Source organism: Terriglobales bacterium, assembly GCA_035764005.1.
Lineage (GTDB): Bacteria > Acidobacteriota > Terriglobia > Terriglobales > Acidobacteriaceae > Gp1-AA112.
In genome coordinates this window covers 1-9,776 of sequence record DASTZZ010000049.1, presented here as the reverse complement: position 1 = coordinate 9,776, position 9,776 = coordinate 1, and the positions used below count along the sequence as shown (strand labels likewise).

Annotated in this window: 15 protein-coding genes and 5 tRNA genes; all 20 read right to left on the bottom strand. The window is 55.0% G+C overall.

Annotation, left to right across the window (positions count from 1 at the left end):
* Positions 1–313 precede the first annotated feature (313 nt).
* A complete protein-coding gene (locus tag VFU50_07390) occupies positions 314–544 on the bottom strand; it encodes a hypothetical protein (protein HEU5232663.1) in 231 nt (76 codons plus the stop codon).
* A 19-nt stretch (positions 545–563) separates the two neighbouring features.
* Positions 564–1,271 carry a PEGA domain-containing protein gene (locus tag VFU50_07385; GenBank protein ID HEU5232662.1) on the bottom strand — a complete coding sequence of 236 codons (708 nt, stop codon included), beginning with the start codon at positions 1,269–1,271 and terminating at the stop codon, positions 564–566.
* 455 nt (positions 1,272–1,726) lie between these two features.
* On the bottom strand, positions 1,727–2,113 hold the full coding sequence (gene rplL / locus VFU50_07380) for a 50S ribosomal protein L7/L12 (GenBank protein HEU5232661.1): 387 nt from the start codon (positions 2,111–2,113) through the stop codon (positions 1,727–1,729).
* Between the two features lie 305 nt (positions 2,114–2,418).
* On the bottom strand, positions 2,419–2,958 hold the full coding sequence (gene rplJ, locus VFU50_07375; GenBank protein ID HEU5232660.1) for a 50S ribosomal protein L10: 540 nt from the start codon (positions 2,956–2,958) through the stop codon (positions 2,419–2,421).
* A 112-nt stretch (positions 2,959–3,070) separates the two neighbouring features.
* Complete coding sequence (gene rplA, locus VFU50_07370) at positions 3,071–3,778, bottom strand: 50S ribosomal protein L1 (GenBank protein ID HEU5232659.1); 708 nt, start codon at positions 3,776–3,778, stop codon at positions 3,071–3,073.
* A gap of 200 nt (positions 3,779–3,978) precedes the next feature.
* On the bottom strand, positions 3,979–4,416 hold the full coding sequence (gene rplK, locus VFU50_07365) for a 50S ribosomal protein L11 (GenBank protein ID HEU5232658.1): 438 nt from the start codon (positions 4,414–4,416) through the stop codon (positions 3,979–3,981).
* A gap of 173 nt (positions 4,417–4,589) precedes the next feature.
* Complete coding sequence (gene nusG / locus VFU50_07360) at positions 4,590–5,192, bottom strand: transcription termination/antitermination protein NusG (GenBank protein ID HEU5232657.1); 603 nt, start codon at positions 5,190–5,192, stop codon at positions 4,590–4,592.
* Positions 5,193–5,291: 99 nt separating this feature from the next.
* A complete protein-coding gene (gene secE / locus VFU50_07355; GenBank protein HEU5232656.1) occupies positions 5,292–5,543 on the bottom strand; it encodes a preprotein translocase subunit SecE in 252 nt (83 codons plus the stop codon).
* Positions 5,544–5,662: 119 nt separating this feature from the next.
* Positions 5,663–5,738, bottom strand: a tRNA-Trp gene (locus VFU50_07350).
* A gap of 93 nt (positions 5,739–5,831) precedes the next feature.
* Positions 5,832–5,981 carry a 50S ribosomal protein L33 gene (rpmG, locus tag VFU50_07345; GenBank protein ID HEU5232655.1) on the bottom strand — a complete coding sequence of 50 codons (150 nt, stop codon included), beginning with the start codon at positions 5,979–5,981 and terminating at the stop codon, positions 5,832–5,834.
* Between the two features lie 4 nt (positions 5,982–5,985).
* The gene (locus VFU50_07340; protein ID HEU5232654.1) at positions 5,986–6,318 is read right to left on the bottom strand and encodes a hypothetical protein; all 333 of its coding nucleotides are present in this window, start codon (positions 6,316–6,318) and stop codon (positions 5,986–5,988) included.
* Positions 6,319–6,336: 18 nt separating this feature from the next.
* Entirely contained in the window at positions 6,337–6,585 is a 249-nt protein-coding gene (locus tag VFU50_07335) for a hypothetical protein (protein ID HEU5232653.1), read from the bottom strand.
* A 3-nt stretch (positions 6,586–6,588) separates the two neighbouring features.
* Positions 6,589–7,023 carry a hypothetical protein gene (locus VFU50_07330; GenBank protein ID HEU5232652.1) on the bottom strand — a complete coding sequence of 145 codons (435 nt, stop codon included), beginning with the start codon at positions 7,021–7,023 and terminating at the stop codon, positions 6,589–6,591.
* A gap of 4 nt (positions 7,024–7,027) precedes the next feature.
* Positions 7,028–8,215, bottom strand: a complete 1,188-nt coding sequence (tuf, locus tag VFU50_07325) for an elongation factor Tu (GenBank protein HEU5232651.1) — start codon at positions 8,213–8,215, stop codon at positions 7,028–7,030.
* Positions 8,216–8,268: 53 nt separating this feature from the next.
* Positions 8,269–8,607, bottom strand: a complete 339-nt coding sequence (locus VFU50_07320; GenBank protein ID HEU5232650.1) for a hypothetical protein — start codon at positions 8,605–8,607, stop codon at positions 8,269–8,271.
* 89 nt (positions 8,608–8,696) lie between these two features.
* Positions 8,697–8,771 (bottom strand) — tRNA-Gly (locus tag VFU50_07315).
* A 73-nt stretch (positions 8,772–8,844) separates the two neighbouring features.
* Positions 8,845–9,114 (bottom strand): hypothetical protein, encoded by a 270-nt coding sequence (locus VFU50_07310; protein ID HEU5232649.1) that lies wholly within the window; start codon positions 9,112–9,114, stop codon positions 8,845–8,847.
* Between the two features lie 31 nt (positions 9,115–9,145).
* A tRNA-Tyr gene (locus VFU50_07305) sits at positions 9,146–9,233 on the bottom strand.
* A gap of 137 nt (positions 9,234–9,370) precedes the next feature.
* Positions 9,371–9,446 (bottom strand) — tRNA-Thr (locus VFU50_07300).
* 239 nt (positions 9,447–9,685) lie between these two features.
* Positions 9,686–9,761, bottom strand: a tRNA-Thr gene (locus tag VFU50_07295).
* Positions 9,762–9,776: the final 15 nt, after the last annotated feature.

The window sequence follows — 9,776 nt, the reverse complement described above, 5'->3', positions numbered from 1 at the left end:
GCGCCAGTTCTTAAGGCCTGTGTCGAAGTCCGCCGCCAGCGAACTCTATCCCAATGAGGACGAAGACAGCGGACCCTATGCCCGCGCTGCCCACGCCTCTGATCAAATCCGAATTCCGCCTCGAATCAAAACATTATAGCCTACGCGAGCCCCACCTTTGCAAGTGTGGAGATAAACGTGCTGTACCGAGGTCGAAACAGGGAGAAAACCCGGCGAAAGCTGATGGAACGAGTTTGGCCGGAGTTTGAGCTTGTTGATATTGATGAGCGTGGGAACGGGTTGGTCGCAAAGACAGCGCCTTAATGCCCTTTTCTTAGACGCTTGTTCGTCGAATCAGTGGGATCAAACTCGCAACTCGCACGGCGTGTGATCGTTGCGTTGGAGTCGCGAAATACCCATTGTCCCACGCATGCAGGAACTCTTCTCCGGACATGCCCATGTACTGGCGCGCAGTTGCGTCGAATAATTGGGCAGCTTCGTCAGCGTTGAACAGGGATGCGTCGATCGATTGCTCCTGAATTGGCGTACCTTTTGCTCTGTCCACGACATACCTCGTTCCGTCGTTACTGTTTTTCAAGGCTTATACCGATAGGAACTCTAGAGCCATCCGGAATGATCGTCTTGTCGAACTCCTTGTATCCGGCGAGCTTCACGGAAATGGTGCGCTGCTCCTTATCAGGTAGCCGGAGGACATTAAATACTAGAGGGGACACACCAACTTTGTTTCCGTCTACATAAACGTCAGCGCCGGCCGGAGCTGTAATCACGGCGACCACCGATGCCTTCCGCTGCTTAACCAGTTGCGCTGCCTCCTGTGGTGTGACGACATGCCCCATTGCGGCAGCAGCGTTTGCCGAAGCTGGCGATGAGACTGCTGAAAGCGAGTTGTCTCTAATTTTGCTGATATCGCTAGTTGGAACCGCGGGATGGTACGGGCCCTGCGGAAAGACACATGGATTATCGGCACCACCTTCAAAGAGGCTTCCATCTGTGAACATTATTCTCTCGACAAAAGCACCTGCAGACATCTTGTAACCGAATTGGTTGAAATACACACCGTCGCCCCAATACGGCTTTGATGTCTTACCAGGTTTTACGTTCGCATCTGACGTATACGCGTAAACGGAACGCTCCGTCTCTGCCAGGGAGTTAACAAAGACCACACCGAACTTGACGGCCGAAATTGTTTTATCGGTACGATTTGTAAACTCAATTCTCAGGTAATGATCCCAGGGATCTTTATCCGCGATTCCCAGGAGTCCGGCGCTCATTGGAGTAGCGTGCGGGTCAACTTTGTGAATTTCGATAGGACAGGTCGCTCCAAAGCCGAAAAGGGACGATAACAACACCGATGAAATCAACAATGAGCTTCGCACCGGCACACCTCCCGAACGGCCTGAGAGAGTAACATTGACGACATAGGATTCGTCAAGCCTTCCATTTGATCCTGACGAGCGAATCCAAATCCAGTTATCCCGCGAACAAGGCGCCCGGATTTCACTCCGGCCTAGTTCCGCACCTGCCGCAGACTGCACGGCACTCCTTCCCGCCTCGTGACCTTTGCGGACGCCGAGCGCCCTTCGGATCTCTATCCAGTTCGGCCCGTGTCTTTCCAAAAATGGCAGGATGTTTCAAACAAATGGCACGGCTCGCGCCGTGCCATTCTGAAACACGCAACCACTGCAACTTGTGGATCGAATAACTCGCGCCGAATCCGGCGCGGTCGCTACTTAATCTCGACGGTTGCGCCGGCTTCGGTGAACTTCTTCTTGATGCTCTCGGCTTCTTCCTTGTTGATGCCTTCTTTCACCGTTTTAGGTGCGCCGTCGACCAGGTCCTTGGCTTCTTTCAGGCCGAGGCTCGTGACTTCGCGGACGGCTTTAATGACGTTGATCTTGTTCGCGCCAACTGCGGTGAGGACGACCGCGAATTCGGTCTTCTCTTCCGCTGCTGCCGGAGCCGCGCCTGCTGCCGCTCCGCCGCCGGCCATCACGACCGGGGCTGCCGCAGCCGCCGAAACGCCAAGACGCTCTTCGAGCTTCTTCACAAGAGCCGCCGCGTCGAGCAGCGACAAGTTAACAATCTGATCTTCTAATGCTTGAATGTCAGCCATTTCTAATCTCCTCGAATTTCTAAACTGTTCTCCGGATCGGGTGATCGGGCCATCGGGTGATCGGGTGAAGTAAGACCTTGCGCCGATTACCGCGTGACTGAATCTCCTGATCTGTACTGCTGCTCATCGGCTCGCGCCGAGGAGTTGCCGATCCACTCAGGTTTCCGGTGTGCCCCAGACTAGGCACCCTGATGAATGGGCGAACCTTGTTGCCGGCCTTTTCGCGAATTTCGTGATTTCGCGATTTCGTGATTGTGTGATTTGCAAATCGCGAAATCACGAAATCGCGAAATCACTCAATCCTCTTAGCTGCCGGCCTCGCTAAATTTCTTTTCTTTCACTCCCTGGTTCACGACTACTGCCAGGTTGCGTCCAACGGCGTTGACGGCAACGGCGAGCCGCTGCGCTGGAGCTTGCATAAGGAAAAGGAGCTTCGAGTAAAGCTCTTCCTTGCTCGGCATTTTGGCCAGGGCCTTGATGTCGTTAATCGAGATGACTTTGCCTTCAACAACACCAGCCTTGAAGGTGAACTCCGGGTTGTCAGCGACGTACTTCGTCAGCGCCTTCGCGAGCGCGACGGGATCGCCTTTGGTGTAGGCGATTGAGCTCACGCCTTTCAGCTTCTTCAGCGCTTCTTCTGCAGCGGTGCCCTCAGCGGCGCGGCGGGCGAGTGTGTTCTTCACCACGCGATACTTGCCGCCCGCTCCACGGACGGTCTTGCGCAGCTCAAAATCCTGCGCGACGGTCAGCTTGCCGAAGGTGCCTACGATCATGCTGTTGACCTGCTTCAGGTCAGCAGCGAGCTTCTCAATCTGCTCGGTTTTCTTTGCTCTGGTAACGGCCATGATTCAGATTCCTATACGACCCAACCGTCTGCGACGATCGGGTGATTTCGTGATCTGGTGATCGGGTGATTTTCAAATCGCGAAATCACGAAATCGCGAAATCACCAAATTCCTATGCTTTCGACGCCGCCTCAATCTGCGTGGTGTCGATACTGATTCCCGGACCCATGGTCGAGGACAGCGTCGCGCCTTTGATGTACTTGCCTTTGGCTGCCGCGGGTTTCGCGCGCACTACGCTCGAAATCACGGTCGTCGCGTTTTCGACGAGCTTGTTGGGATCAAAGCTGATTTTGCCTACGGGCACGTGGACAAGCGCGGTCTTATCGGTACGGAACTCGACTTTTCCGGCTTTGATTTCCTTCACGGCTGCTGCCACGTCAAAAGTCACCGTTCCCGTTTTGGGATTCGGCATCAGACCGCGAGGGCCGAGGACTTTGCCCAGGCGTCCGACAGACTTCATCGTGTCGGGCGTGGCGATAACGGCATCGTAGTCCACCCAGTTTTCTTTCTGAATCTTCTCGACCATCTCCTCGCCGCCGACGATATCGGCTCCGGCAGCTTCGGCTTCGCGCTGCTTGTCGCCGGTGGCGATCACGAGAACTTTCTTCGATTTGCCGAGTCCGTGAGGAAGCACGACAGTGCCGCGCACCATCTGGTCAGCGTGCTTGGGATCGACGCCGAGACGAAGAGTGACTTCGACGGTCTCGTCGAACTTTGCAAACTTAACCTTCTTGAGGAGTGGCACCGCTTCGTCGAGTTTGTAAGGACGCTGCTCGACGGCCGTACGGGCCTTAGTGATGTTCTTTCCTGCTTTTCTCATTTTCCCTGTCTCCCACCGCACATGCGTTGCTGCTGCATGGCCGTAGTTGTAATGACGAAAGGCGTTTCAGGTGAATCGTTTCAGGAAATTCGTTCAGGGGAAATCGTTTCAACTAATCGTCACTCAAAGGACGATTTGGTTTTGAAACGCCTTTCTCTGAAACGATTCTACTGAAACGCTTCTTTTGAAACGCGCTACCCCTATGCTACCACTTCTATGCCCATGGAACGGGCGGTTCCCTTGACGCTCTTGATCGCTGCGTCGAGCGAGGCCGCGTTCAGGTCTGGCATTTTCTGCTTGGCGATGTCGGCGACTTGCTTTTCAGTCACCTTGCCGACTTTATCCTTATTCGGAGTTCCAGAGCCTTTGGCCACGGCGGCAGCGCGCTTGAGCAGCACCGACGCGGGCGGCGTCTTCGTTACAAACGTGAACGAGCGGTCGGTATAGACCGTGATCACTACGGGAATGATGAGGCCTTCCTGATCCTTGCCGGCTGTCTTAGCGTTGAACTGCTTGCAGAACTCCATGATGTTGATCTGCGCCTGACCGAGGGCAGGACCAACCGGCGGCGCGGGCGTCGCCTTGCCTGCGGCGATCTGGAGTTTTACTTGAGTCTGTACCTTCTTTGGCGGTGCCATGGTTTGGATTCTCGTCGTTTCTAAATTCTGGTACTGCAATCTCTTTGGGCTTCGAAGCTTGCTTCGCCGATCGGGTCATCGGGTGATCGGGTCATCGGGAGAAGTAAAACCTAGTCTGCGTGCCTGATAGGTTTTACTTCACCCGATGACCCGATGCCCCGATCACCCGATTCCTACGCCACTTTCTCTACCTGTCCAAATTCCAGTTCCACCGGCGTTGCGCGGCCGAAGATGGTGACCATTACTTTCAGCGTCTCGCGATCTTCGTTCACTTCGTCGATCTTGCCGGTGAAGTTGGCGAATGGGCCGTCGGTGATGCGCACCGATTCGTCTTTCGCAAACTTTACTTTTAGCCTCGGCTTGTCCTTACCAACTTGGACGCGATAGACGATCTGATTAACTTCATCTTCCGAAAGCGGAGTGGGATCGTTTGCCGTGCCGACAAATCCTGTAACTTTCGGCGTGGATTTCACCACGTGCCATACGTGGTCTCCTTCGCCGCCAGTGCGGAAGCCGGTGAGGTCCATTTCCACGAGCACATAGCCGGGAAAGAACATGCGGTCGCTGGTGTACTTTTTGCCGCTGCGAACTTCGGTCACCGCTTCGGTGGGAATCAGCACGCGTCCGATTTTTTCCTGTAGCCCGAACGCCTGGATGCGCGACTCGAGCGACTCTTTCACCTTGCGCTCAAAGCCCGAATAGGCGTGGATGATGTACCACTTCATGTTCGGATTGCGCGGCTGCTCGCCTGCTCCAGCCACCGCGTCAGGCGGCATGGTCGGAGGCACGCCAGCAGTCGCTGCTGCTTCGTTCTTGGTTTCTTCTGTCATCAAATATTTAGCCAAGCCGGAATCGTCCGGCCGGCGCCTCGATTCTTAACTGTTGAAGACCTTCAGCAGGTGACTCAACCCAAACTGAATCAGGGTATCAACTACCCAGAAAAATGCCGCGAAAACAAATACGGTGAAGATGACCACCGCCGTCGTCGCCTGCACTTCCTTGCGGCCGGGATAGTTGACCTTCTTCATCTCGGCGCGGACTTCGTCGAGAAAGTCCCTGGTACGGTCTGGCCACGCCTTTAGTCGATCGCCAATGTTGTCGCCATCCGCCACTGACGTGGCCTTCACTCGTTTTGTCTCTACACTTCCCACTTGAAGCCTGCTTCCCAAATTTCAGTTTCGAGTTTCACGTTTCCAGTTTGGAGTTCAAACCTGAAACTCGAAACTTGAAACGTCGTTCATCTTTCTGGCAGGGGCGGAGGGATTCGAACCCCCAAGTCCGGTTTTGGAGACCGGCAGTTTAACCGTTGAGCTTACGCCCCTCCGTCACAATTGAGTAATTGTGTAATCGGGTAATTCGTAATTGTAACAACCAGTTGCCCAATCACCCGATTTCGAAATTACCCAATTACCAAATTACTTCGTTTCCTTGTGCGACGTGTGCTTGCGACAGAACCGGCAAAACTTGTTTAGCTCGATCCGGCCCGTGGTCGTCTTTTTGTTCTTGGTCTTCGAGTAGTTCCGATTCTTGCACTCGCTGCACTGCAATGTAATGATTTCGCGCATAGTCCTATTTCACCATCTCCAACTCTTGCTGAGTTGGGATTAATTCTCCGTTCTCAAAGTCTCTTGCCGAGAACACCAGCGTAAACAACGTCTTAAGACGCCGTGGATCCTCGATCTTGTCACCGCTTTCGAAGACCAGCTTCCGCACCTGTTCGCCCTGACCAACTTTCACTGCAAACAGTGCGATATCTTCCCCGTCTTCCTTGTGCGACTCCCAACCCACAAACCTTGCCAGGTATTCGTCGGTTCCGCGAGCCACCTTCATGTCGTACAGGCTGGCCTGCAGCTTCGACAAATCGAAGCCAGAGAAGTTCTGGTCTTTGTGAAGCTGAGCCATGTAATGTTCTCAACCAGCCTACGGCTTGAGACCGAGCGCTCTTGGTTCTCCTGCCGGAAAGTCTACGGCCAGGACGTAATCCCATCTGATCAAAATCAAGTGGTCACCATCTCCGCGATGCACCCTGGCCCAAAGTCCCATATCGTCAGTGTCCTCGATCTCTAACGTGATCGAAGCAGAATCTGGCAAACTCAATTGAGCCAGCCTCAGCACCTGACGACCATCTTCGGTTAGCAGAACAGCAACATCGCGCCGATTGATCTGCATCCGTTAAGCTCTGACCGCTAGTGCTCGCTCCAATACTCTGTTGAGACTCGCCTCTGCCTCGCTGGATCCTTCGTCGAAGTAGCTATCGATGAGACGTTCGTCGAGAGACAATGCAACATCTTCAGTGCCAATAGCGATTGCCACATCAAAGCGTTCCTGAAAGACGCGAAGCGCAACGCTCTTTACCTCTGCTATTGCCGAGATTCGTTGCAGCATCTGTCGGATCAGCCTTGCAACCCGCTCAGTTTTCCTGAGCAGCTTCTCCTGATTTTTCTCACCGGCCAGCAACATCCTCGCGTATTCCTCTTCGGAAGAGCCGAGTTTGCGCGCGACGTCCCGTTGGGCCTCCGTCAGTTTAGGCAGCTGGGATGCCGAGATTCCGCGCACGGCGTCTCGACTAGCAGCATCCCCCCGAAATCCGTCAACAGAGATTTCCATTTGCTTAAGCGAGTATCTCCGAAATCGTTCCTGCACCCACGGTTCTGCCGCCTTCGCGGATCGCGAACCTGAGTCCCTTCTCCATAGCTACCGGCGTGATCAGCTCAATCACCAGAGCTACGTTGTCTCCAGGCATCACCATCTCTGTACCTGCTGGAAGCTCTGCTACTCCGGTTACGTCTGTCGTTCTGAAATAGAACTGCGGACGATAGCCTTTGAAGAACGGCGTGTGACGGCCGCCTTCTTCCTTGGTCAGCACGTAGATCTCCGCCTTGAATTTGGTGTGCGGAGTGATCGATCCCGTCTTGGCCAGCACCATGCCGCGCTCCACGTCTTCCTTGGCAATGCCGCGCAGCAGCAGTCCAGCGTTGTCGCCCGCCATGCCTTCGTCGAGCTGCTTCTTGAACATCTCGACTCCGGTCACGACCGTCTTGCGTGTCTCGCGGAATCCGACAATCTCAACTTCCTCGCCGACCTTCACCTTGCCGCGCTCAATTCGGCCTGTGACGACGGTTCCACGACCGGAAATCGAGAAGATGTCTTCGATCGGCATCAGAAACGGCTTATCCACATCGCGTGCAGGAAGCGGGACGTTTTTATCGACGGCTTCCATCAGCTCGTCGATCGTCTTCTCCCATTTGGCTTCGCCGTTCAGCGCTCCAAGAGCTGATCCGCGAATGACCGGAACCGCGTCTCCTGGAAACTGATACTTGCTCAGCAGCTCGCGAACTTCAACTTCGACCAGATCGATCAGCTCGGGATCTTCGACCGCATCGCACTTATTCAGGAACACGACGATGTACGGCACACCAACCTGACGAGCCAGCAGCACGTGCTCTTTGGTCTGCGGCATCGGACCATCGGTCGCTGCGACCACGAGGATCGCGCCATCCATCTGCGCTGCGCCGGTGATCATGTTCTTGATGTAGTCGGCGTGGCCCGGGCAATCGACGTGCGCGTAGTGGCGATTCGGCGTCTCATATTCAACGTGCGCGGTCGCGATCGTGATTCCGCGCTCACGCTCCTCAGGAGCGTTGTCGATCGAATCGAAGGAGCGGAACTGGATCTTCGGATTGTGCTTCGAGAGCACCTTCGTGATCGCGGCCGTCAACGTCGTCTTGCCATGATCGATATGTCCAATTGTGCCGACGTTCACGTGCGGCTTGCTGCGGTCAAATTTCTCTTTCGCCATGAATAAGCTCCTAAGCTTCTAAGCTGCTTAGCTTCTAAGCCCCACCTACCGGGCTACTTTCCTACTTCGTATCTGTACAGAGCTGCATACTTCCCTCTCAGCTCTACCGGAACTTCTTCGATGCTCGTGAGGTAAAACTCACGAATCAAACCTTGGTCCGACGCACCCAACTGGCGATATAGCTCTTCGCATGGGCGCTCGGCTGACGCTCCCGGCAACTGCTCGAACACTCGCCGCTGCAATAGCTGCTCGAACTGGCGTACGCGCAGTCCGAAGCGCTTCACTGCGTGAAGAAAGTCTTCGGTGTGCGCAACCAGCGCGTTCTCGATCGCGCCTTTCAGTTGCGTGTAAACCGGCTTGTTCTCAACTTCAATCGGGGCCTGAGTATACATAAGCTGCCAGCTACTAGCCTCCAGCTTCCAGCAAAACCGCTCGCGGCTTCCAAGGTCCGGCTGGAAGCTGGCGGCTGGTAGCTAATTTTTGGAGCGGGAGACGGGAATCGAACCCGCGACCAACAGCTTGGAAGGCTGTGACTCTACCACTGAGTTACTCCCGCGAACTCTCTCGCCCTCAAGCCAGCTTCGACCTGTAAGGCTGTGACTCTAGTCAGGACTGAAGTCCTGACCTATCTACTCCCGCGACTTCGTGGCAGTCGGCAATCGGCAATCGGCAGTCGGCTCGATCATCTCTGAACCCGCCGATTCCTGCCCGCCAGTTGCTTCTCCTGCCTCGCTCTCCCGGTTCATCCTTATCCCGTGCGTCACAGTTCGAAAGGCCATCAGACCAAGAATGGCAAACGTCACTAGCCGAACCTTGTCTGGCTGCATCGTGCGCCACGCCAGAAAACCTAAAACGGCGTAAGCCAGCAACGCTAGCGCTAGACGCAACTTGATTGGCACCGCGAGAGCAAACCTTCTTTGTACTTCAAACTGGTGCACAGGGGAGGATTCGAACCTCCGTAGCTCCAAGGAGCGGCAGATTTACAGTCTGCTGCCATTAACCACTCGGCCACCTGTGCAGCTTAAATTCCGAGGGATTCCGCGGCAGAACCGCTTCACCCCTCCCACCCCATCGCGCAACATCGGCGCGCAGGGGATCCCGGCTCGCCGCTTCGGACGCCCAATCCGACGCGCCTTCGCCGCTCACCCTAAAAACTGGAGCCGATGACCAGGATTGAACTGGTGACCTCTCCCTTACCAAGGGAGTGCTCTACCAACTGAGCTACATCGGCGTGAACACCGGCTGTCGGCATTCGGCTATCGGCTCTCGGCTCGGCCGTCGCAACGACGACATTTTGGTTGAGCCTCTGCCTTCTTGTACTGCCATCACAAATTCCGAAGCGCAGCAAAGCACTGCAAGTGCAAACCTACGTTCTCAAAAGACGTACCGGATAATCAGAACCGGAAAGACTTCAGGAGGTGTGTTCCTCTTGTGCAGGTGTACTTCTGTGCGCTGCGGCTGCCGACAATCTGGAGCTGGCGAAGGGATTTGAACCCCCGACCCTCTGATTACAAATCAGATGCTCTACCAGCTGAGCTACGCCAGCAAACCTTCCCCACGC

Coding starts and splice junctions, on each gene's coding strand:
- VFU50_07385 (HEU5232662.1), bottom strand. CDS start 1,271: ATGAGCGCCGGACTCCTGGGAATCGCGGATAAAGATCCCTGGGATCAT.
- rplL (HEU5232661.1), bottom strand. CDS start 2,113: ATGGCTGACATTCAAGCATTAGAAGATCAGATTGTTAACTTGTCGCTG.
- rplJ (HEU5232660.1), bottom strand. CDS start 2,958: ATGGCCGTTACCAGAGCAAAGAAAACCGAGCAGATTGAGAAGCTCGCT.
- rplA (HEU5232659.1), bottom strand. CDS start 3,778: ATGAGAAAAGCAGGAAAGAACATCACTAAGGCCCGTACGGCCGTCGAG.
- rplK (HEU5232658.1), bottom strand. CDS start 4,416: ATGGCACCGCCAAAGAAGGTACAGACTCAAGTAAAACTCCAGATCGCC.
- nusG (HEU5232657.1), bottom strand. CDS start 5,192: ATGCCGCCTGACGCGGTGGCTGGAGCAGGCGAGCAGCCGCGCAATCCG.
- rpmG (HEU5232655.1), bottom strand. CDS start 5,981: ATGCGCGAAATCATTACATTGCAGTGCAGCGAGTGCAAGAATCGGAAC.
- VFU50_07340 (HEU5232654.1), bottom strand. CDS start 6,318: ATGGCTCAGCTTCACAAAGACCAGAACTTCTCTGGCTTCGATTTGTCG.
- VFU50_07335 (HEU5232653.1), bottom strand. CDS start 6,585: ATGCAGATCAATCGGCGCGATGTTGCTGTTCTGCTAACCGAAGATGGT.
- VFU50_07330 (HEU5232652.1), bottom strand. CDS start 7,023: ATGGAAATCTCTGTTGACGGATTTCGGGGGGATGCTGCTAGTCGAGAC.
- tuf (HEU5232651.1), bottom strand. CDS start 8,215: ATGGCGAAAGAGAAATTTGACCGCAGCAAGCCGCACGTGAACGTCGGC.
- VFU50_07320 (HEU5232650.1), bottom strand. CDS start 8,607: ATGTATACTCAGGCCCCGATTGAAGTTGAGAACAAGCCGGTTTACACG.